This window comes from Sphingomonas sp. LaA6.9, assembly GCF_022601895.1.
Taxonomy (GTDB): domain Bacteria; phylum Pseudomonadota; class Alphaproteobacteria; order Sphingomonadales; family Sphingomonadaceae; genus Sphingobium_A.
Window position 1 is genome coordinate 97719 of sequence record NZ_JAKVIO010000002.1, and the last position, 20907, is coordinate 118625.

Annotated in this window: 19 protein-coding genes; 6 read left to right on the forward strand and 13 right to left on the reverse strand. The window is 64.9% G+C overall.

The features are described 5' to 3' along the window. Positions 1-16 precede the first annotated feature (16 nt). From MKI88_RS01630 to MKI88_RS01650, 5 genes are all read right to left on the reverse strand, one after another. The gene (locus tag MKI88_RS01630; RefSeq protein WP_241628851.1) at positions 17-982 is read right to left on the reverse strand and encodes a LysR family transcriptional regulator; all 966 of its coding nucleotides are present in this window, start codon (positions 980-982) and stop codon (positions 17-19) included. After that, complete coding sequence (locus MKI88_RS01635; protein ID WP_241628853.1) at positions 979-1779, reverse strand: SDR family NAD(P)-dependent oxidoreductase; 801 nt, start codon at positions 1777-1779, stop codon at positions 979-981. Before MKI88_RS01635 ends, MKI88_RS01630 begins: the two co-directional genes overlap by 4 nt. A 23-nt stretch (positions 1780-1802) precedes the next feature. Further along, positions 1803-2555, reverse strand: a complete 753-nt coding sequence (locus tag MKI88_RS01640) for an SDR family NAD(P)-dependent oxidoreductase (RefSeq protein ID WP_241628855.1) — start codon at positions 2553-2555, stop codon at positions 1803-1805. Between the two features lie 212 nt (positions 2556-2767). Then, the gene (locus tag MKI88_RS01645; RefSeq protein WP_241628857.1) at positions 2768-3280 is read right to left on the reverse strand and encodes a nuclear transport factor 2 family protein; all 513 of its coding nucleotides are present in this window, start codon (positions 3278-3280) and stop codon (positions 2768-2770) included. Positions 3281-3314: 34 nt separating this feature from the next. Beyond that, on the reverse strand, positions 3315-4511 hold the full coding sequence (locus tag MKI88_RS01650; RefSeq protein WP_241628859.1) for a cytochrome P450: 1197 nt from the start codon (positions 4509-4511) through the stop codon (positions 3315-3317). A 41-nt stretch (positions 4512-4552) separates the two neighbouring features. Here MKI88_RS01650 and MKI88_RS01655 point away from each other — a divergent pair, with 41 nt between their 5' ends. The 4 genes from MKI88_RS01655 (at position 4553) to MKI88_RS01670 (ending at position 8884) form a co-directional block, all read left to right on the forward strand. After that, positions 4553-5116 (forward strand): TetR/AcrR family transcriptional regulator, encoded by a 564-nt coding sequence (locus MKI88_RS01655; protein ID WP_241628861.1) that lies wholly within the window; start codon positions 4553-4555, stop codon positions 5114-5116. A 127-nt stretch (positions 5117-5243) separates the two neighbouring features. Continuing rightward, on the forward strand, positions 5244-6386 hold the full coding sequence (locus MKI88_RS01660; RefSeq protein WP_241628863.1) for a sulfotransferase: 1143 nt from the start codon (positions 5244-5246) through the stop codon (positions 6384-6386). Between the two features lie 11 nt (positions 6387-6397). Continuing rightward, positions 6398-7408: a hypothetical protein gene (locus MKI88_RS01665; protein WP_241628865.1), complete on the forward strand. Its 1011-nt coding sequence runs from the start codon at positions 6398-6400 to the stop codon at positions 7406-7408. A gap of 9 nt (positions 7409-7417) precedes the next feature. After that, complete coding sequence (locus tag MKI88_RS01670) at positions 7418-8884, forward strand: carboxylesterase/lipase family protein (RefSeq protein ID WP_241628867.1); 1467 nt, start codon at positions 7418-7420, stop codon at positions 8882-8884. Here the strand turns inward: MKI88_RS01670 and MKI88_RS01675 are convergent. From MKI88_RS01675 to cofE, 6 genes are all read right to left on the reverse strand, one after another. After that, a complete protein-coding gene (locus MKI88_RS01675; RefSeq protein WP_241628868.1) occupies positions 8881-9588 on the reverse strand; it encodes a dienelactone hydrolase family protein in 708 nt (235 codons plus the stop codon). The two genes, MKI88_RS01670 and MKI88_RS01675, sit on opposite strands and share 4 nt — an antisense overlap. After that, the gene (locus MKI88_RS01680; RefSeq protein ID WP_241628870.1) at positions 9588-10511 is read right to left on the reverse strand and encodes an LLM class F420-dependent oxidoreductase; all 924 of its coding nucleotides are present in this window, start codon (positions 10509-10511) and stop codon (positions 9588-9590) included. Before MKI88_RS01680 ends, MKI88_RS01675 begins: the two co-directional genes overlap by 1 nt. Positions 10512-10528: 17 nt before the next feature. Further along, a complete protein-coding gene (locus MKI88_RS01685) occupies positions 10529-11380 on the reverse strand; it encodes an SDR family NAD(P)-dependent oxidoreductase (protein ID WP_241628873.1) in 852 nt (283 codons plus the stop codon). A 76-nt stretch (positions 11381-11456) separates the two neighbouring features. Beyond that, complete coding sequence (cofC, locus tag MKI88_RS01690; RefSeq protein ID WP_241628875.1) at positions 11457-12029, reverse strand: 2-phospho-L-lactate guanylyltransferase; 573 nt, start codon at positions 12027-12029, stop codon at positions 11457-11459. Continuing rightward, entirely contained in the window at positions 12026-12946 is a 921-nt protein-coding gene (gene cofD / locus MKI88_RS01695) for a 2-phospho-L-lactate transferase (protein WP_241628877.1), read from the reverse strand. The genes cofC and cofD overlap by 4 nt, the downstream gene beginning before the upstream one ends. Further along, on the reverse strand, positions 12943-13692 hold the full coding sequence (gene cofE / locus MKI88_RS01700) for a coenzyme F420-0:L-glutamate ligase (RefSeq protein WP_241628880.1): 750 nt from the start codon (positions 13690-13692) through the stop codon (positions 12943-12945). Before cofE ends, cofD begins: the two co-directional genes overlap by 4 nt. A gap of 81 nt (positions 13693-13773) precedes the next feature. Here cofE and cofH point away from each other — a divergent pair, with 81 nt between their 5' ends. Further along, entirely contained in the window at positions 13774-16176 is a 2403-nt protein-coding gene (cofH, locus tag MKI88_RS01705; RefSeq protein ID WP_407073286.1) for a 5-amino-6-(D-ribitylamino)uracil--L-tyrosine 4-hydroxyphenyl transferase CofH, read from the forward strand. Next, complete coding sequence (gene npdG / locus MKI88_RS01710) at positions 16173-16850, forward strand: NADPH-dependent F420 reductase (protein ID WP_241628882.1); 678 nt, start codon at positions 16173-16175, stop codon at positions 16848-16850. Before cofH ends, npdG begins: the two co-directional genes overlap by 4 nt. 7 nt (positions 16851-16857) lie before the next feature. On the opposite strand, the gene MKI88_RS01715 is transcribed toward npdG, so the two are convergent. Together MKI88_RS01715 and MKI88_RS01720 are read right to left on the reverse strand one after the other, a co-directional pair. After that, the gene (locus MKI88_RS01715) at positions 16858-18933 is read right to left on the reverse strand and encodes a hydantoinase/oxoprolinase family protein (protein ID WP_241628884.1); all 2076 of its coding nucleotides are present in this window, start codon (positions 18931-18933) and stop codon (positions 16858-16860) included. Then, positions 18930-20759: a hydantoinase B/oxoprolinase family protein gene (locus tag MKI88_RS01720; RefSeq protein WP_241628886.1), complete on the reverse strand. Its 1830-nt coding sequence runs from the start codon at positions 20757-20759 to the stop codon at positions 18930-18932. Before MKI88_RS01720 ends, MKI88_RS01715 begins: the two co-directional genes overlap by 4 nt. Positions 20760-20907 lie beyond the last annotated feature (148 nt).

A 20907-nucleotide genomic window follows, 5' to 3' on the forward strand; every position in this document is an offset into this window, starting at 1 on the left:
GCGCGCCTCCCTTCGCTCAACCGTTCTTCACGATCAGCGCCAGGTCACGGCGCCGCGTCCGGTCCTGCGCGGTGCTCTCCGCATCGAGGGCGGGTGCGACGAGCAGCCGCTGGAGCATGCTGACAAGCCGCGTCGCGACGGGCGAGAGCAACTGCCCGCGCATCGTCACGATGCCGATTTCGCGCGATAGCGGGGGATCGACGATGGGCAGCGCGACAAGCCGGGGATCGGCAGTTGCCGGGAGCGCGATACGCGGAACGATCGCCGCGCCAAGGCCTGCGGCCGCCATCGCGATCTGCGTCTGCACCTGGCGTACTTCATATTTGATGTTCAGCGTCACCCCGGCGATGTTCTGCGCGTCGTCGAGCACCGACTGGATGGCCGAGGAGTTGGTGACGACGAGCAGCGGCAGCTGCGCCAGCTCGGCAAAGGCGATGCTCCTCGCATCGGCAAAGCCGAAATGCATGGGAATCAGCGCGCAGATCTCGTCCACCATGATCGGATGGAAATGAAACTCCGGGGCATTGGGCACGCGGGGACCGATGCCGAAATCCACATCCTGCTCACGGATCGCGTCCAGCATCTCGTTGGACGCCAGCTCGCGTATATGTGCGGTCACATTCGGAAAGGATTTCTGGAATGTGTTGAGGATGGCGGGCAGTCGCGTGGCGGCAATGGTCGGCGCACAGGCAAGCGACAGGTGATCGCGCTGGAGGTCGACCACGTCCTTGATCTTCCTCAGCCCCGTCTCCAGCTCGCCCACCGCCTTGCGCGCGGATTCGAGCAGGATTTCGCCTTCGCGCGTCAGTTGCACCGTGCGTGTCGTCCGCTGGAACAGCGAAACCCCCAGTTGCAGCTCGAGCTGGCGCACCTGCATGCTCACCGCGGACTGCGAGCGGTTGGATTCCTCGGCCGCGCGCCTGAAGCTGCAATGTTCCGCCACCAGAAGGAAGGTGTGGAGCAGCTTCAGGTTGACGTTCATTTGGCGAACGCCTGCACCGAAATGCCGCTCATCGCGGTCCAGCCCGCATCGTTGTTGAACGATGCGCCGGTCGCGAAGCTGGATTCATCGCTGGCGAGGAAGAGCGCCATCATCGCCATTTCCTCAGGCTGCGCCATGCGGCCGAGCACGCCCATCCGGTTGATGATCTCGTTCGAGGTGGGCAGCCCGCGGCGCTCCATCTCCTCGCGCTGGTGGCGCGCCATCGGGGTCTCGGTCGCGCCGGGGCAAAGCGCATTGACGCGGATTTTGTGTTCGCCCAGTTCGACCGCGGCGACCTTGCTCAGCATGACCACGCCCGCCTTTGACGCGCAATAGCCCGCCGAGCTGCACACCGTGAATGCGCCGATCGATGCGGTGTTGATGATCGATCCGCCGCCCGCCTCGATCATGCGCGGAGCGATGTGCTTGATCATCAGCCAGACGCCCTTGAGGTTAACCTCGACGCAGCGGTCGAATGCCTCCTCGGAGATCGTCAGGATCGACTGTTTGTTCTCGGTGTCGACGCCTGCATTGTTGAACAGCACATTTGGCAGCCCCAGTTCGGCTACCGTGCGCTCTGCGATACGTTCGACATCGGCGGTGCGGCTGATATCCGCGCCGATCGCGATCGCCGTGCCGCCCGCCGCGCGAATGGCATCCACGACGGGCGCCACGCGCGCCTCGTCAAGATCGACGGCGGCGACTTTCGCGCCCTCGCGTGCAAAGAGCAGCGCGGACGCTTCGCCCATGCCGCCCGCGGCGCCCGTGATGATGGCGATCTTTCCCGCGAGCCGCATCGATCCGTTCCTCCTCTGCCGGCTCAGTGCGAACCCATATAGCGGCCGCCATTGGTGCTGATCGTCTGGCCCGTGATGTAGCTGGCCTCTTCGGAGGCGAGGTAGGCGCAGGCGGCGGCGATATCCTCGGGCTTGCCGACGCGCTTCATCGGCAGCGTCTGCGCGAAGGCCTCGACGTCGATCGGCGCCGCACGGAGCATCGGCGTATCGATGAAGCCCGGGGGAACCATGTTGAACGTGACGCCACTCGGCGCGAATTCCAGCGCGAGCGCCTTGGTCATGCCCATCAGTCCGCCTTTCGAGGACACATAATGCCCCTGCGCGAAGGAACCGGACTGAACCGAGGATGAGGTGATGTTGATGACCCGTCCCCAGCCGGCGGCCAGCATGTCGGGCAGCACTTCCTTGACGACCAGATAGGGGCCGCGCAGGTTGATGCGGATGACCTTGTCGAACAGGTCGTCGTCGATGTCCATGAAGGGCGTGAAGGGCGCGATGCCCGCATTGTTCACGAGGATTGCGATCGGCCCCAGCTTGACACGGGTTTCCTCGGCCGCCGCATGGATCGCGGCCTTGTCCGAACAGTCTGCATCGATCGCGATGGCGGTGCCACCGGCATCCTCGATCATCTTCGCGGTTTCGGCGGCGCCGGCGGCGTTGATGTCCCAGATGGCGACCTTGGCGGTATCCTCGGCAAGACGGATCGCGATCGCGCGGCCGATGCCGGATCCCGCGCCGGTGACCACGGCTGTCCTGCCATTCAGAGACCTTGTCATCGCAAATCCTTCCCATGCATGTCTGGTGGCAGGCGCCAGGCGGCATCGGATTCCGACGCAGGCGAAGCCATTATTTTGTCGCTGCAGGCGCAGCCGCTGTTTTGTGGATGAACAGCATTGTTGATTAGAGTGTCAAGCAAGGGCGCTGCTACATCGCCTCAGCGAAGCTTGGGGACAAAACGCTCTCACGCTTTCGCGGGAGGGGTTTACATCTAACCCCGCGCACCACGCGCAAAGAGGCGCGAGATGAGCTCGCCATAGCTCGGGTCCTTTTCGGGATCGGGCTTTTCGCCATGATCCGCTGCTGGCTGGACGAGCTTCATGTCAAAACTCACCACGCGCCTGGCAAAACGCCACTGGCCATTTTCGCGGCGATAGCTGTCGACATAGCGCACGCCCTGAATGTCGTGGAGCAAACCGCCCTTGCCATCGGGGATCAGGTGCCAGGCAATGGCATAGACCTCGCCTTCGCCGGTATCGCCGTCAACGCTCACCAGATGATTGCATATGAAATGCCCGCCGACATGCATGTGCGGCAGCGATCGCTCGAGGAAGCCGATATATTCGTCAGCCGGTCCGTCGAAATGGTGGCCATGACGATCGACACCGTCCGCAGTGTAGAGCGTCTTCAGCAGGCCGATATCCTTGCGATCGACCCCGCGTGAATAGAGCTGCGCCAGTTCGCGGATTTCTTCCTTGGCGACCAGCGTTGCGAGCGCGTCCATGAATTCCCTCCTTTTATGTGAGGGGTAACTAGCCTCAGCCGCGCTCGCAGGTCACCACCGCATTGCGCAGTTCATAGCTCTGGAGCATGTCGGACCAGCCGATATCGGGGGCGCGATCAAGACGGATGCCAGGCACGCGGAACAAGGCGTCCAGAAACAGACGCGTCTCATGCAGCGCCACCTGCGAGCCGGGGCAGAAATGCGCGCCGTCGCCAAAGCTCAGGAACGAGCCATTGGCCTTCACCCTAGCCGCACGGTCGGGATCGAGCGCATGGGGGCAGGCGCCAACCGCGGCTTCGTCCATATTGGCGTCGCGCAGGCACAACGCATAGAAGCTTTCGCCTTCGGACTGGTCGGCAACGCCCGGGTCGGCCTCCGCGCGGCGATAGAGAAACGCCGCAATCGGCTCCAGCCGCAGGATCTCCTGCAGGATCGCGAACTGATCGTCCTCGCCGCCATTCAGAAAACGCTCGCGTAGCGCATCATTGTCGAACAGGTGCCACGCCGCCATGACGATGAACTCGCGCGTCGTCACCATTCCCGCGGCGGCATAGGTCATGCACTCGATCAGGATAGACTTGTCCGAATAGCCCTCCTTTACGAGGTGCGAGAGCACGTCGTCCTGCGGATTGGCCCTGCGGTCGCGGATGGCGGGCTTCACGTCGTTGTAGAAGAAGTCGATCGAGTTGAAGAACTTTGTGATCACCGCATAGAGGCGGCCAAGATAGTTGCGCTGGTGGTAGAAGGCGGCGGACAGCGACACCGCGAGCCTGCGCGCCATCTTCTTCCGGTCGGTGACGGTCAGCCCGACGATGTCGGCTGCGACCGCCACCGCGAGGTCGAAGCTCATCAGGTCGAGTCGTCCCGTGCCCGTGCGGCGCAGCTCGCCGAGCTGTTCGGCGGTCACCTGCTCCATGATGATGTGGTAGCGATTGGCGATCGCCTTGGGGGTGAAGTAGCGTGCAATGGTTGCGCGCTTCTTCCTGTGCGCGGCGCCGTCGAGGAAGAAGACCGGCGCGTGATCGGGATTGCTCGTGTCGAAATGCTCCGCACCGCCGCCGCCCTGCTTCATCGAGGTGCTGCGCAGGATCTGCCGCGCTTCGGCAAAGCTGGTGACCGGTGTGGAGCCTTTCTCGCGCTTCGCGCGCGCTGCCATGATGCCCGCGGTCTTGCGATCGTCGCGATTTGCGTCAAAGGTCGAGGAATGCGCTTGCCTGATCGTCGCTGTCATAGACCCTTACCTTCTTATGATACACTGTGTATCATAAAGAAATGAGCATCACCGCGTCAACCCTGACCGACGCCCGACAGGTGCGTACGCGCGGCAACCTGTTCGAGGCGCTGCTTCGCCTGATCGAAACGCGTCCGTTCGAGCAGGTGACGATCCGTGAGATCGCGCGCGAGGCGGGCATCGGCTATGCCACGTTCTTTCGCCATTATGCCTCGAAAGAGGCGCTGCTTCACGATCTTGCCGCCAATCAGATCGCCGAACTGCTCAACCAGGCGCTCCCGGTGCTATTTTCGGTGGACAGCCGCCAATCCTGTATCGCGCTGTTCGACTATGTCGCCGAACGCCGCGTCCTGTGGTCGGCACTTCTGACGGGCGGCGCGGCCACGATGCTCAAGCAGGAGTTCACCGCGCAGGCAAAGCGGATTGCGGATGCCCAGGGCCCGGTCGATGGATGGTTGCCCGACGATCTTCGCGTCACCTTCGCGGTCAGCGCCACGGTAGAGATCATTGCCTGGTGGCTGCAGCAGGAACCCGGCTTTCCCGTCGAGCGCATCGCCGAAATCCTCGACCGTCTGGTGGTCATGCCCGCGATGACGACTGACTGACACAGGCGCAAAACCGCTCCTTGCCATAGGCTTGCATCGCCCTGCCGATGCATCGCGCCAAGGGGCGGTTGGCGCTGTGTGCCGCACGATCTTTCAAATAGCGTGCGGGCCGAAAGGCAGTGCAGGCATGAAGCGTGTTGCTCAACTCATCGACAAGGCAAAGGCCGCGACCGGTTTTGACGACTTCGGTGACGAGTCTTTCCGCGAAGGCTTGCAGATATTGACAGAGTCTGCGGATCGCGAAGCGCGCTTCACCGAAATGGGGGCGGCTGCCTTCGACATGCAGATCGTCGATCTTCTCGCCTGCCGGCTGCAGGTCGAGGACTGGTATCGCCGCCATCCCGAGATCGAGGAAGAGGAGATCACCGCACCGCTGGTCGGGCTTGGTCTGCCGCGCACGGGATCGACCGCGCTTTCGCATATGCTCGGCGAGGATCCCGCCGCACGTTCGATCCGCGGCTGGGAGGCGATGGCGCCTTGCCCGCCGCCCGAACTGACCACGCAGGAGAGCGACCCGCGCATCGCCAGGGCCGAGGCATCGATGGAGCGCCGCAACCGGCTGTTCCCGCGCATGAAGCAGATGGTGCCCAGCACCGCGACTTCCCCAACCGAGTGTCAGACCTTCATGGGCTATGACTTCAAGTCGCAGCTCTTTCAGGCCTTCGCGCATGTCCCGAACTATGTCGAATGGCTCAATCACAAGGCCGATCTCGTTCCGACCTATGGCTATGTGAAGCGCGTGCTCAAGCTGCTCCAGTGGCGCTGCCCGCCGACGCGCTGGCGGCTCAAGAACCCGTCGCATATCCTCTTCATCGACGCGCTGGCGCAAGTCTTTCCCGACGCGCGGTTCTGGATGACGCACCGCGATGTCGCGAACGTCATCCCATCGGTTGCCGATCTCTATTGCGAACTCTCCAGCGCCTATTCGGATCGGGTCGACAAGGCGTGGCTTGGTGCCGTGACCACCGATTTCTGCGAGCTTGGAATGCGCCGGATGATCGCGTTCCGCGATGCCGGCCATGACGACAGCTTTTTCGACATCCAGTTCGCGCCTTTCATGAAAGACCCGATCCCGGTGATCGGGCAGCTTTATGACTGGATGGGCGAGGATTTCACCGAAGAAGCGCGCGCGCGGATGCTCGCCTGGCGCGCGAACACGCCAAAGGACAAGCACGGCAGTCACACATATGACCCCGCCGAATTCGGCATCGACATCGCCGCGCTGCGCACGCGTTTCGCATTCTATTCGGGCCGGTACGGCGTCAATTAGGAGAGGCAGGAATGGAAGCTGGCCTGTGGACCGCGGGGCTGGAGCCCGAAAAGGACCTCGTCTTCCCGGCCTGTCCCGACAATCCGGACATGCGCGAAAGCGTCTCGCTCTGGTTCTTTGAGGACAATGGCCGCTTCGCCGCCCCGCGCATGGGCATAGAGGCCGAAGCGTCGTGCTGGGACGACCGGCTCTATCAGGGCAACTTCGCGGCCGAAGGCGGGCGCGTGCTGATCGGTCCGGGCAAGGGGGCGGCACCCTCGGCCATAGATGCCAACGGGCAGCCGACGATCATCGGTGCGGGGCCCGTGACCTTCCAGTGCATCGAGCCCTTCAGGCGCTGGACCGCGCGTTTCGACGGCACCGCCGCCGACGGCCATGTCTCCGAGCAGATAGCGCGCACGCTCGACCCGCAGAAGCGCTCGCCGCTGATATTCGAGATCGATATGGAAATGGCGGTGCCGCCCTGGGGCCAGATCGTGTCGGGCGACGATGCCGAGGCGGGCTTCATGGGCGTGGGCTACCGCTTCGAGCAATTATTCCGCGCGCGCGGCACCGTCGAACTTGACGGAGAGCGCCGCGAGATCAGCGGCACCGGCCTGCGCATCCACCGCCAGAGCGTCCGCCAGCTCGAAGGCTTTACGGGCCATTGCTGGCAATCCGCGCTTTTTCCCGACGGTCGCGCATTCGGCTATATCGCCTATCCGCCGCGCGACGACGGCACGCCGAGTTACAATGAGGGCTATATCTGGGATGGTAAGCGGATGGTCGCCGCGCGCGTTGCCGACGCGCCGTGGCTTCGCCGCATCGCGCCCGAGGGGCTCGACGTGTCGCTCGTCCTCGAATCCGAGCTTGGACTGACGCGCATCAAGGGCACCACCACCTTGTCGACCTTCCGTGTCGGCAATCCCGACATTGGCGGCCTCAACCTTCAGCAGAGCGGTGTGCTTTACGAGTGGGACGGGCAGCAGGCCTACGGCATGATAGAACGGTCGGCACATGAGAGCCTGACGACCATCGGGTAAGGGGGACAGATGGAAGACCTGACAGTCACTACGACCGCGGGGGCGATCCGGGGCGAAAAACATGATGGCGTGCGCTGCTGGATGGGCGTGCCCTATGCGCGTGTCGAGCGCTTTGCGGCGCCCAAAGCTGTCGAGCCGTGGGACGGCGTGCGCGATGCCGTGAAGGCAGGTTCGCAGTGCCCGCAAATGTACGGGAACAACGCCAGACGCGCGATGCTCGCAGCGCCCGAATTCGCCGAGGACTGCCTCTCGCTCAACGTCTATGTGCCCGAAGGCGGCGCGGATCAGGGCAGGAAACCCGTCTATGTCTGGATCCATGGCGGCGCCTTCGTCGTCGGCTGCGGCAGCGCCTATGACGGGACCGAAATGGCGCGGAACGGCGACATCGTCGTCGTCACGATCAACTACCGCGTCGGGGTCCTCGGCTTCGTGAACTTCGGCGAGGTGCTGGGGCTGCCCGACATCCCTTCCAATCTCGGCCTGCGCGACCAGATCGCAGCGCTCGAATGGGTGCGCGACAATATCGCGGCCTTTGGCGGCGATCCCGACCGGGTCACGATCGGCGGCCAGTCCGCGGGCTCGATGTCGGTATCGCTGCTCCTCCACGCCCAAAGCGCATGGCCGCTCTTTCGCGGCGCGATCATGCAGAGCGGCGCGATCAGCCTGATCCACAGCCGCGAGATGAGCCGCAGGATCGCGCGCCGGTTTGCAGAGATACTGGGTCTCGATCAGGGAAGCCTCGCGGCGCTCAAGGCGATGGACCTCAAGCGCCTGTTCGAGGCGCAGGGGCAGGTGGGTGCCGAACATCCGGGGACGATCCCGGCGGCGCCGTGGTTCGATGGCGACCTGCTGCCCGCGTCGCTGGAGGAAGCGCATGCGACGCCCGCCGCACCGGTTCCGCTCATCGCGGGCGCAGCGCGCGACGAAATCCGCCTGTTCGAGCTGATGCCCGGGGATATCCTGCCGACAAAATGGCCCGAACTCGAGGCGCTGCTCCAGAAACAACTCGGTGCCGAACACGCCGCGCGCGTCCTCGCCGCCTATCCGCGCACCAAGGCGGGCCGGCGCGCGCTCGCGACCGACCTGACTTTCCTGATGCCCACGCGCAATTTCGCCGAGCGCCATGCGCGGGACAATCCGACCTGGTTCTATCGCTTCGACTACAGCCACCCCATTGCCGGCGCGACCCACGGCCTTGATCTCACTGTCACCTGGCCGATGAAGACCTTCCGCGCGACGCTCGCGCGCGGCGGCCCGATGCGCGGCAAACGCGCCGAACTGGGCGGCCGCATGACCGGCCATTATGCGCATTTCGTCCGGCATGGCGCGCCGGGGGCTGGCTGGCCCGCTTACGCGCCCGAGCGGCGCCCTGTCATGATCTTCAACTTCGAGGACAGGATCGAAGCCGATCCCGAAGCCGCGCGCTTCGCCGCCTGGGGCGGCCGCGATGCAGGGCCGGGCATTATCGAAGGCTAGGGTTGCAGGACGGAGTCCAGCATAGCCAGCGTACCCGCCCACGATACCCGGTCGGCCAGCGCGTCATAGGCGACGCCTGGCCGCCCGAGCGCAGCGGCGTCGCGATCGGTGAAGCCATGCGCGGCGTTTGCGAACACCGTGATCTGCGATGACGCGTCCGCCGTCGCCATTTCGGCGCGGAACGCCTCGATATGGTCGGACGGTACATAGGGATCCTGCCCACCACACCACGCAGCGACTTCGCCCCTGATCGCACCGGGCGTGGCGGGGAGCGAGGTGGTCAGCAGCCCATGAAAGCTGACGATGGCCTTCACCGCCGCGCTGCTGCGCGCGAGTTCGAGGACGCAAAACCCGCCAAAGCAATAGCCGATCGCGGCCGTCCGCCCGGCATCGACATCGTCCAGCGCGGCGAGCCTGTCATGCCACGCAACGACGCGTGACCGCAGCAGATCGGGCTGCGCCTGCAACGCGGCGAAATAGGCGCCCGCTTTTGCCGGATCGCCATCAAGCTTGGCCCCGAACATGTCGGTGGCGAGCGCTGCAAAACCGCGTTCGGCCAGTTCCGCTGCGACTTCGCGCACCTGCACGCCCAGCCCCAGGGCATTGTGCATTACGAGCACGCCGGGATGCGTGCCGCTTCCCTTGGGAAGGAAGAGTTCGCCGTTGAGGAGGGTTCCCCCGTGCTCCAGCTTTACCGGCTGCATCAGGCTGTCCCGAGCTTCGCGATCACGTCCTGCCCGAAACGCTCGACATTGTCGCACCATTCGGCGCGCGTACGTCCTTCGATGTTCATGCCCGCCGCGACCAGGCCCATTTCGGTGAATTGTCCGGCGCGATCGACGACCATTTGCGGCTCCCAGCTTTCACCGGGCTTCACGATGCTGCCGACCGCGACGACGGGCGGCGTCTCGCGCCCTACGGTCTCGCAATGCGCGCGCATATAGGCGAGCGCCTCGGCAAGATCTGCCTCATTGGTGATATCGGCCGTCCGCGTCGTTGTGGTGGAGACGCCGCCCACGGTGAAAAAGGGATACCAGCCATCGCCCAGCTCGACCGCGCGGCGGATCGCGCGCCGCGCATTGCCGCCGACATAGAGCGGCGGGTGCGGCGTCTGCACCGGGCCGGGCTGGATGCGGTTGCCGAACGCCTGATAGCCCGTGCCCTCGAATTCGAATTCCTCGCCCGAAAGCGCGAGCTTCAGCGCCTTCAGATATTCGTCCATCAACTCGTTGCGCTGTTCGAAATCGACGCCCAGCGCGCGATATTCGCCCTTCAGATACCCCGCGCCCATGCCGATGGTCACACGCCCGTTCGAGAAGCGGTCGAGCGACGCGATCGAGCGCGCGACGATGAAGGGATTGCGATAGGGGAGGACAAGAATGCCCGTCTGCAGCCGGACGCGCGTCGTCACCGCCGCGACCAGCGACAGCATGACGAAGGGATCCTGCGCATGGTGCCCCCCCGCATCGAGCCAGCGTCCCGTGGGGCAGGGGTGATCGGTGACGAGGCACGCCGAAAAGCCCGCGCGCTCGATCGCCGCGCCAACGTCGCGCACCGCTTCCATCGTCAGGAATTCCTCGCCGGCTGCCAGATGGTCGAAGGGAAGGGGGATGTTGAACTGGAGCATCGGATTCTTCCCTGTTCTCAGACTTCGCCCAGGACCCATTTGCCCTGGCGATCGCGGACCCAGCCGCTCGAGGCCCAGCTGCCGCCGTCGACGGGCAGGACGATGCCCGTGACATAGCTGCTTGCGGGAGAGGCGAGGAACAGCGCGGCCCGCCCGCATTCCTCCGCCAGTCCCGGCCGCCCCAGCGGGATCCGCCGGGCGATGGCATTTTCCTGCTCGGGGGTGGGCTGGATCCACTTGCGCTCGTCGACGGGTCCGGTGACGTTGCCGCGCAGGCCGGGAGTGGTGGTGAAGTCGGGCGCGATCGCGTTCACGCGGATGCCGTCATCGGCGAGTTCCAGCGCCATGGTGCGCGTGAAATTGTTCATCCCCGCCTTGCATGCCGCATAGACCGCATAGCCCGGCGCGGCGCGCGCGGCCTCGATGCTCGTCACGTTGATGATCGCGCCGCCGCGCCCGCCCCGCACCATGATCGGGATGGCGGCCGATGTCGCCGCGAGCATGCTCACCAGATTGAGGTCGATATGCTTGCGCCAGGACCGCTCCGACTGTTCTGAAAATGTGCGGCGAGACACGCCGCCGGCATTGTTGACGAGAATGTCGAGCCGCCCGAACGCAACATCCGCGGCCTCGATCGCGGCGCGAATCTGGTCTGTGTCGGTCACGTCGGTGGGGCAGGCCAGCGCCCGACGGCCGAGTTCGCGCACGCGCGCTGCGGTTTCCTCGCAGCGTTCGGGTACGATATCGGCGATCACGATGTCTGCGCCAGCTCCGGCAAACGCCAAAGCAATGGCGCGCCCGATGCCGCCGCCGCCGCCGGTGATCAGCGCGGCCTGTCCGGCCAGTGGCTGGGTCGGGTCTGGCGTCATTTGCGCTTTGCTCCTCTCAGCACGAAACTGAGGGTGAGGCTCTGGCCAAGTCAAATCGCGGGTGTCAGCGGACGTGTCATATCGGGCAGGCGATGGACGTCGCACCCGATTTCAGGGCGAGCTCAAGATCTTCGGGCTTATCGACGTCGATCTGGAGGCCGGGGCGCACGACGATCGCGGCGTCGGGCAACAGCGTCCGGTGTCGCGCGAAACTGCCTTCTCCGAACGCGGGGATGAACGCCCCGGGATCACGAAGCGCCAGCGCATTGGTGCCCGTTGTCGCCCGGTCAGGGGCGATCGCCGCGCCGACCTTGTCCGCTTCGCGCAGCAGCGCCTCCACCTCGTTTGCATCGAGCAAGGGCAGATCGGCGTGGATCACGAGCATGCGTTCGCCGCCCAGCACATGCGCAAGCTCCTGATTGAGTCCGCACCGCGTGTCCTTCAGCCATTGCGTGCCGGGAAAGCCCGGCTCAGCCGGTGACAGGACATATATCTCGGCAACGCTCCCGGCGGAACGGAGCTGGTCGATGACATGCAGCGCCATTGCTTCGACAAGGCGTTCGCGCTCGCTGGGAGACAGGCGACCGGCAAGCCGCGTCTTGCGTTCCCTGCCCAGATTGAGCGGGATGATCGCCCGCCAGCCCGTCATGCCTTCAATGCCTCTGCAAAGACGATAGCTGCCCTGGCGACGCGGACCTTGTCGTCGAGGCTGGTCATCAGTGTGGCGGTCGAACGCGCGGGCGTGGAGAGCGGGGGAGCGTCGGCGCTGTCGTGCAGCAGGCCGCTGATGAGACCCGCATAGTGGCCGGCAATAGCCTCATTGTCCGCATTGATGCCAAGCTCGGCCATCAATTTGGTTGTCGGGCCCTTGACCGCCTTGCCGCCGACCAGCGGCGAAATCGCGATGACGGGGGCGGATGTCTCGCGCAAGGCGTCGGCAATACCGGGCACGGCAAGCACGGGATCGACCGAGAGCCATGGATTGGAAGGCGCGATGAAAACGGCGTCCGCATCGGCCAGCGATTGCAACACGCCGGGCGCGGGGCGCGCGTCTACGGCGCCCTCAAAGCGGATCGCGCTTGTAATCGGGCGGCACTGACGCTCGACGAAATAGCTCTGGAAGGGCAGCGCGCCTTCGTCGGTCTCGAGCCAGGTTGCGACCGTGTCGTCACTCATCGGCAGCACCGATGCGCCGATCCCCCATGCTTTGGCGAGATCGGCGGTAACGACGGAGAGCGAATGGCCCTGCTCAATGCGCTGCGTCCGCAGCACATGAAGAGCAAGATCTCCATCGCCAAGGTTGAACCAGTCCGGGCCGCCAAGCGCCTTTAGCGCGGCCATGAAGTTCCAGCTCTCGCCTTCGCGGCCCCAACCCTGCGTGGCGTTGGCCTGGCCCGAGAGCGTGTACAGCAGTGTGTCGATATCGGGCGAGATGTGCATGCCCAGATGCCGGAAATCGTCGCCGGTGTTCACGATCGCGGTGAGCTGATCGACCTCCTCGCAGTGCTGGAGCCCGAGCACGAATTTGGCGCCGCCGACGCCACCGGACAGGACTGTCACCTTCATCGGAACAGGTCCTCCTCGACCGCGCGGACGAGCGCGGAGGCGGGTTGCACGGTTCCGGGGAGCACAAGGCCGCTGATCAGCACCGCAGGCACGCCTTCGTCAGCTTCGCCCATGGCCAGTCCCGCAGCCGAGGCGATCAGGTCGCCATAGGCGATGAGCGTTGCCTGCAGGGTCCTTCCGTCGCGATCAGTCTCGCCGCGCTTGTCATGGAGCGACGGGACGCCCGAACAGCCCACCGCGACGTTGACCACGCCGTTGCGCCAGGGGCGTCCGAAACTGTCAGAGATGACGACGCCGGGTCGGACGCCGCACCGCGCTTCGATCGCATCGGCAATCCGCCCGGCCGAGGCATCGGGATCGCGCGGCAACAGCAGCGCGCGCTCGCCCGATCCCGGGCCCACATTGGAACAGTCGATTCCGGAATTGGCCATCACCAGCCCCAGCCGGTGACGCGTGATGATCACCCCGCGCTCCGCCCGCAGCACTTCGACGGCCTCCGCCAGGACCAGTTCGACAAGACGCGGGTCCTTGCCGATCGCTCCGGCGATTTCGGTCGCGCGCGGACCTGGAATGACGTCTTCCAGCGCCACCATTTGCCCTTCGGCCTTGGAAACGACCTTCTGCGTGACGACGAGGAAATCGCCGCTTTCCGGGGCCATGGAGGCAAGCGCGTCGCCCAGAATACGGCCCAGATCTTCGCCATTTTCGATTTCACCGATGCCCGGAACCGGGCGAATCTCGATCATTGTTTTGAACTCCTGAACTTGCTTAGTGTGTAGCAACTTGTCGCGCGAATGAAGGCGCGAGGGAGAAGGATCCGATCGCGCGTGACCTGTATCGCCAGACATCATGAGGAACAGGACGTGCTTCTGCGCGCGCGGCTGCTCGGCGACGCGCCCGATCGGCTCATGGCAGAAGCGTGCGCGCTGCGTGATGCGGGTCACGGCCTGATCCAGTCCTTCTCGCCCAAGGTCTTCATTCCGTTGACCCGGCTGTGCCGCGACTATTGCCATTATTGCACCTTCTCTCGCCCGCTTGAGCGCGGCGAGACGCCATATCTGACCGCGGAAGAGGTGTTGGCGATCGCACGCGAAGGCGCGGCGCAGGGCTGCACCGAGGCGCTGTTCACCTTGGGGGACAAGCCCGAACTGCGCCACGCCGCGGCGCGTGAGGCGCTGGAGGCGACGGGGTATGCGTCGACCATCGCCTACCTCGTCGACATGTGCGCGCTGGTGCTCAAGGAAACGGGTCTCTTGCCGCATGTGAATGCGGGCGTGATGGGGCGCGAAGACCTGCTCGCGCTGCGCCGGGTTTCCGCCTCGCAGGGACTCATGCTGGAAACTGTGGCGGACCGGCTCGGCGAAAAGGGCGGCGCGCATTATCGCTCGCCCGACAAGGTCCCTGCGGCGCGGCTTGAAACGATCCGGCTCGCGGGTGAGCTCGCCATTCCGTTCACCAGCGGCATCCTGATCGGCATTGGCGAGACGCGTGAGGAGCGGCTGGACGCGTTGTTTGCGATCCGCGACCTTCACCGCGCGCATGGCCATATCCAGGAAGTGATCGTCCAGAATTTCCGCGCAAAGCTGCGCACGCCGATGGCCGACGCGCAAGAACCCGATATCGCCGACCTGCTCTGGACCATCGCTGCGGCTCGTCTGATTTTGGGGCCGGCGATGAACATCCAGGCGCCGCCCAACCTGTCCGCCGACGATTTTCCGCGACTGATGGACGCGGGCATCAACGACTGGGGTGGCGTTTCTCCCGTAACACCCGATCATGTGAACCCCGAGGCGCCATGGCCCGAACTCGCGCGGCTCGAGACGGGCACCGCGGAGCGCGGCCGGATGCTCGTCCGCCGGCTTCCAGTATATCCACCATGGCTCGCGAAGCGCTGGATTGCGCCCGAGGTCTTGCCTGCCGTGCTGCGCCACAGCGATGCGCATGGCTGGGGTCGTGACGATCGTTGGCACAGTGGCGACAGCGCGGTGGCGCCACCACAGCCGGGCGCGGTTTGCGGGCCGGGCGATCCCGCTATCGGGCAGGCCCTGGCCGCGCTGGAAGCCGGGAACGAGCCCGATGCCGGTCTGGTCGAACTGCTCTTTTCGGCGCGCGGCGGCGATGTGGAGCGCGTCAGTGCGGCGGCCGATGATCTGCGCCAGCGCGTGAACGGCGATGCGGTCGGCTATGTCGTCAACCGCAACATCAACTATACCAATATCTGCGCCTATGCCTGCGGCTTCTGCGCCTTTTCAAAGGGGCGAACGCATGAGGATCTGCGCGGGCGTCCCTATGACCTCGATCATGACGAGATCGCGCGGCGGGTCCGCGAAGCGGCAGCGCGCGGCGCGAGCGAGGTCTGCCTTCAGGGCGGCATTCACCCGGCCTATACCGGGCAGACCTATCTCGAAATCCTCCGCACAGCCAGACAGGCGGTGCCGGGTATCCACGTCCACGCCTTTTCCCCGCTGGAAGTCGCGCACGGGGCGCAAACTCTTGGCCTGAACATCCGCGAATTTCTCGAACGGCTGAAAGCCGAAGGGCTGGGCTCGCTACCGGGAACCGCCGCCGAAATCCTCGACGACGAAGTCCGCGCGATCATCTGCCCCGACAAGCTCACCGCCGCTGAGTGGCTCGACGTGATCGGAACCGCGCATGAAGTCGGGCTCAGGACGACCGCCACCATCATGTTCGGGCATGTCGAAACCCCAGCGCATTGGGCGAAGCATCTGCTCGCCATCCGTGCGCTCCAGATGCGCACGGGCGGCATCACCGAGTTCGTTCCCTTGCCCTTCGTCCACATGGAAGCGCCGCTCGCCCGCAAGGGGCAAACCCGCGCCGGACCGACCTTTCGCGAGGTACGGCTGATGCACGCGATCGCACGGCTCGTCCTCCATCCGCACATCACCAATATCCAGACAAGCTGGACCAAGCTCGGCCAGCAGGGCGCCACACAGTGCCTTCAGGGCGGGGCCAATGATATTGGCGGCTCGCTGATGAACGAAAGCATCTCGCGTGCCGCCGGAAGCGCGCACGGGCAGGAGTTTCCGCCGCTCGAGATGGACGCATTCATCGGCTCGATCGGCCGCGTTCCGCTTCCCCGAACCACGCTCTACGCCGATGCCGATCCTAGCTCGATCGAGCGTGCGCGCATCGCGGCTCCGCTGGAGCCTGTTATCCAGACCCCACCACGCAAGCGGCTCGCAGACCCCGCATTGGAGCTTCACGCATGACCGTTGACATCCCGAGCATGACGATCGCGGTCCTTGGCGGTGCGGGGAAGGAGGGCAGCGGTCTCGCGTTGCGCTGGGCGGATGCCGGACACAGCGTCATCATCGGCAGCCGCGATCCAGCGCGCGCGCAGGAAGCCGCGACCGAGATCAATGATACGCTCGGACGCGAGGTCGCCAGCGGTGCAGACAATGCTTCCGCCGCCGCCGAGGCCGAGCTGGTCGTCCTGGCGGTGCCCTATGCCGCGCAGCGGGCGACGGTGGAGGCGTTGCGCGAGCATCTTGCGGGCAAGATCCTGATCGACGTCACCGTTCCGCTGGTGCCGCCCAAGGTCGCCCGCGTGCAATTGCCCGAAGGTGGTTCGGCGGTCGAGGCGATCCAGCACCTGCTGGGCGAGGAGGTACGGGTAGTCTCCGCCTTCCAGAACATCTCAGCGCATCACCTCAAGCATCTTGGCGAGGAGATCGATTGCGACGTCCTTGTCTGCGCCGATGACACTGAAGCGGGCGAACTCGTCGTCGGGCTCGCACGGCAGATCGGCCTTGGCGCATTCTACGGCGGGGTTCTGGCCAATTCGGTGGTGGCGGAGGCGCTGACCAGCGTCCTCATAGCTCTCAACAAACGCTACAAGGTCCCGGGCGCAGGCATCAGGGTTACGGGCATCCCGCGCGACTGAATAGGCGTCAGTCGGCGCGGGTCATTTCATAATCGCCCGCGACGTCGACCATTGCCTGCCAGCCCGGATTGACGACGATCGTCGTGAAAGTTTCCTCCACGATGGCAGGCCCGGTCACGACATGCCCCGGCTGCAGATCGGTTCCCAGGAAGACCGGTGTGTCGGCAAATCCCTGACCGAGATTGGCGCGGCGGGATTTGGCCGGGGCAGGATTACTGATGCTCGCCGCAAGGCCCTGCGATACAGCGGGTGATGGCGTTCCGACATGCGTTGCGAGCCGCACGCCCGTCACTTCGGGCACCTCGTATTCGCGGATATGGTTGTATTCCGCCATGTGCCGCGCGTTGAACAGCGCGATCGCGCGCGCCCCCAGTTCGTCGTCGACAAAGGACAGATCGTGCAGCTTGCGGCCGGGCGCGATGTCGAAGGTGAGCGAGAAATTCTGCCCGGCATAGCGCATGTTGAGCTGATAGCTGGCGACAACTTCATCCGGACTGAAGCTGGAATCCGCGAAGAATTTTTCCGCTCGCGCAGCAAGCTCGGACCATAAGGACCTGAGCTTGTCCAGATCGAGAGCGTCCGCCCTGGCCAGGCATGACCGTTCCTCATCGACGCTCGGGTTTGCGACGAGCGTGCCGAGCGCGGAGAAGGTGGGTGACGCCTTGGGGATCAGCACTTTCGCGATGCTGAGCTCTTCCGCTTGCGTTGCGGCGAAGGCGGGGCCGTTGCCGCCATAGGCCAGCATCACCAGATCCTTGGGATCGATGCCTTTGCCCGCCGTGGTTCGCCGGACGCCTTGCGACATATTGGCATTGACGACGCGCCAGCAATCGAACGCTGCCTGCTCCGCACTTGTCCCCATGGCCGCGCCAAGCTGCGCAAAGGCCGGTTCGACGCCATCGCGCTTCAGCGTGAAGCTGCCCCCGGCAAAGCCCTCATCGGTCGACAGGATGCCGAGCATGACAAGCGCGTCGGTCACCGTCGGCTCGGTGCCACCACGGCCATAGGCAATCGGTCCCGGTTCCGATCCCGCCGAACGCGGGCCGACCTGGAGCGCGCCGCCATTAACTTGGCAGATCGACCCACCGCCCGCGCCCAGTGTCTCCACCTTCACCATCGGCACACCGATCAGGTAGCGGTGATGCATGTTCCATCCCGCCTCCGCCGGCGCGGCGCCGTTCAGGACCAGCGACATGTCGTAGGAAGTACCACCCATATCGACGCAGAGCAGGTTCGGATGGCCCTTGGCCGCGCCGACATGCGCCGAACCCACCACCCCGCCAGCGGGGCCGGACGCGAGGATGCGGATCGGCGAACCCTGGATATAGTCCACCGTCATCACGCCGCCCGAGGCCTGCATGACCATCAGCTGGTTTCTGTATCCGCCCCGGCTGAGCCGCATGACCAGTTGTTCGAGATAGGAGGTCACCCGCGGCGCGACATAGGCGTTGACCACGGTCGTGCTCGTCCGGTCATATTCAGGGGCGCGGGGCAGCACCTCATGGCTCAGAGAGACCTGAACGCCCGGAAGTTCCTCCCCGATGATCTCGCGTACGCGGCGCTCATGCGCCGAGTTGACGAAGGAGAACAGGAACGAGACCGCGACGGATTCAACATCCTGTTTCGCGAGTTTTCGGCACGCTTCGCGCACGGCGGCTTCGTCGAGCGGCTTGTGAACCGAAGCGTCATGCAGGACGCGTTCGGGTACGGTCAGACGGCGGCGACGCGGGGTGATTTGCTTGGGCGGGGCCAGTCGGACATCCCAGATGTCCTCCTTGAAGCCGCGCCGATATTCAATCTCGTCGCGAAACCCCTCGGTCGTGATGAGGCCGGTGACCGCGCCGTCCATCTCGATGAGGGTATTGTCCGCCACCGTCGTGCCATGAACGATGGCATCGCAGCGTGCGAGGAAATCGGTCAGCGACAGGCCTTCCTTTTGCGCAAGACTGCCAAGCCCTTCCATCACGCCGAGCGATCGGTCCTGCGGGGTCGAGAGGTTCTTGTGGACGATGACGTCCGCGCCTTTCAGCAGCGCGAAGTCGGTAAAGGTGCCACCAATGTCGATGCCGACGCGGTAATTCACTCTGCAGCCTCCAATGCGGGCTGGCTTTTGCCCATTTCCTTGCGCAACGCCTCGGTCGCCGCGTGATCGACCGCGAGATCGTACTCCTCGAGGCTACCCGTGAGCACGACGCCGTATTTCTCGCGCGCGGCCTTCAGGCTTACATATTCGTCGAGCACATCTCCCTTCACCGCCTCCGGATCGCGCAGCAGCGGCGAACCGAAGCCCGCGCCGCCGCCATGCTGGTAGGCGATGACCGCATCAGCGGGGAGTTGCGCCTGTGCGGTACGTTCGATCTTGTATTCGCCCGGCGTTCCGACCTCGAACCGGTTTGAATAGGGAATGGCATCCTCTCCGCCGCACATGCCGCGCAACGGGTGATCCGCCGATACCATCCACGCCATCGCCATGGTGGGCTCCAGAACCTGCTTCACGTTGAGGCTGCCGGGCGCACCGCGCCATTGGCCCGCGCCTCCTGCATCGGTCGTCATCTCGCGGCTGATGTTGAGGATGGGGAAGCGGCATTCGGCGTCCTCGGCCTCGGAAAGGATCAGGTTGCCGAGGCTGACGGGGCAGGAACCCCAGCCGTCGATGCCCTGCACGGCCGATACGTCCATCGAACGACAGTCGACGCCCTGATCCATCCACATCTGGCCATTGGCATCGAAGCCGATGACCGCATTGGGCATGCCGATCTTGTAGAGCTGCGGCGCGGACCTTTCGGGCACGACCTGCGACAGCGCCAGGCACACCGCCTCGGTGATTTCACATGCGGGGTGGAAGGAGCCGAGCGCCGCGGGTTTGTTGGGCGGAGGCTGCGCGATGCAACCCTCGGGAATGACGATCTCGACCGCGTTGAACATGCCCTCGTTCTTGACGATCGTGGGATCGACCGCCGCGCAGAGCTGCGTCATCACATAGGACCGGCTGTTGGCGAACGTGTTCCAGACGCCGACGAGGTTGGGTCGGTCATCGGTGCCGGTCAGGTCGACTGTCAGCTGATCGCCCTTCACCGTGCACGCGATATGGACCTTCACGTCCCTGGTTCCGACCGTGTCATGGTCGATCAGCACCGTTGCCTCATAGGTGCCATCGGGCCACCGCGCGACTTGTTCGCGCACAAGGCGTTCGGTGTGGTCGATCGAGCGGTTGATCGCTGCCTTCACCGTGTCGGCGCCCCATTTGCCGATCATGCCGTCCAGCATTTTCACCCCGCGCTGGACCGCGCCGATCATGGCGGCCAGATCGCCCGCAAAGGTCGCGAAGCGGTTGTTGCGCTCGATCATGTGGATCACGTCGCCGCGCTTCTCCCCGCGATGCACGAGCTTCACGCAGGGGAAGGACACGCCTTCGGTGAAGATGTCGGTGGCCTCGAGCGTGAAGCCGCCCGGGTCCTTGCCGCCGGTGTCCCCCTGGTGGGCCTGAAGCGTGAGGATGACGATCAGCTCGCCGGCCTCGTCAAACACGGGTGCATAGACGCAATAATCGGGAAGGTGGCCGCCGCCATGATCGGGATCATTGGAGAGAAACACGTCGCCCCGGCCCCAGTCATAGGCTTCGACATTCATCAGCCCCCAGCGCACCATCATCTGGTTGACGAAGGTCAGGTGCGGCGTGCCGATCGCGCCCATTGCCAGCCGGCCATTGGCGTCGACGATGGCGGCATTGCGTTCATTCGACTGGTTGATGATCGGCGAGGAGGCGGCGCGGCCCAGATGCGTCGCGGCCTCGAAGCAGACGGTTTCGAACGCGCCGCGGATGATGTCTGCGGTGACCGCGTCGATTGAGGCCGAAGTCGGCAGCGGATCGCGCCGCGCGGCAAGCTTGCGGTTCAGTTCGAACGACACGGGGGCCGGCTCCTATCCTGGCAGCCTCGCTTCACCCGGTTGATGGGGGCAAGGTCATGCCAGTCTGGATAGGGCCAGGTTCGGCCTCAATCTGAACATCTGACGCGCGGCGATGTGCGATTGGCGCAGGAGTGTCGGTCGGCGACCA

Coding starts and splice junctions, on each gene's coding strand:
- MKI88_RS01680 (WP_241628870.1), bottom strand. CDS start 10,511: ATGCTCCAGTTCAACATCCCCCTTCCCTTCGACCATCTGGCAGCCGGC.
- MKI88_RS01685 (WP_241628873.1), bottom strand. CDS start 11,380: ATGACGCCAGACCCGACCCAGCCACTGGCCGGACAGGCCGCGCTGATC.
- MKI88_RS01655 (WP_241628861.1), top strand. CDS start 4,553: ATGAGCATCACCGCGTCAACCCTGACCGACGCCCGACAGGTGCGTACG.
- MKI88_RS01675 (WP_241628868.1), bottom strand. CDS start 9,588: ATGCAGCCGGTAAAGCTGGAGCACGGGGGAACCCTCCTCAACGGCGAA.
- MKI88_RS01670 (WP_241628867.1), top strand. CDS start 7,418: ATGGAAGACCTGACAGTCACTACGACCGCGGGGGCGATCCGGGGCGAA.
- MKI88_RS01665 (WP_241628865.1), top strand. CDS start 6,398: ATGGAAGCTGGCCTGTGGACCGCGGGGCTGGAGCCCGAAAAGGACCTC.
- MKI88_RS01650 (WP_241628859.1), bottom strand. CDS start 4,511: ATGACAGCGACGATCAGGCAAGCGCATTCCTCGACCTTTGACGCAAAT.
- MKI88_RS01640 (WP_241628855.1), bottom strand. CDS start 2,555: ATGACAAGGTCTCTGAATGGCAGGACAGCCGTGGTCACCGGCGCGGGA.
- cofC (WP_241628875.1), bottom strand. CDS start 12,029: ATGACGGGCTGGCGGGCGATCATCCCGCTCAATCTGGGCAGGGAACGC.
- MKI88_RS01635 (WP_241628853.1), bottom strand. CDS start 1,779: ATGCGGCTCGCGGGAAAGATCGCCATCATCACGGGCGCCGCGGGCGGC.
- npdG (WP_241628882.1), top strand. CDS start 16,173: ATGACCGTTGACATCCCGAGCATGACGATCGCGGTCCTTGGCGGTGCG.
- MKI88_RS01645 (WP_241628857.1), bottom strand. CDS start 3,280: ATGGACGCGCTCGCAACGCTGGTCGCCAAGGAAGAAATCCGCGAACTG.
- MKI88_RS01630 (WP_241628851.1), bottom strand. CDS start 982: ATGAACGTCAACCTGAAGCTGCTCCACACCTTCCTTCTGGTGGCGGAA.
- cofE (WP_241628880.1), bottom strand. CDS start 13,692: ATGATCGAGATTCGCCCGGTTCCGGGCATCGGTGAAATCGAAAATGGC.
- cofD (WP_241628877.1), bottom strand. CDS start 12,946: ATGAAGGTGACAGTCCTGTCCGGTGGCGTCGGCGGCGCCAAATTCGTG.
- MKI88_RS01660 (WP_241628863.1), top strand. CDS start 5,244: ATGAAGCGTGTTGCTCAACTCATCGACAAGGCAAAGGCCGCGACCGGT.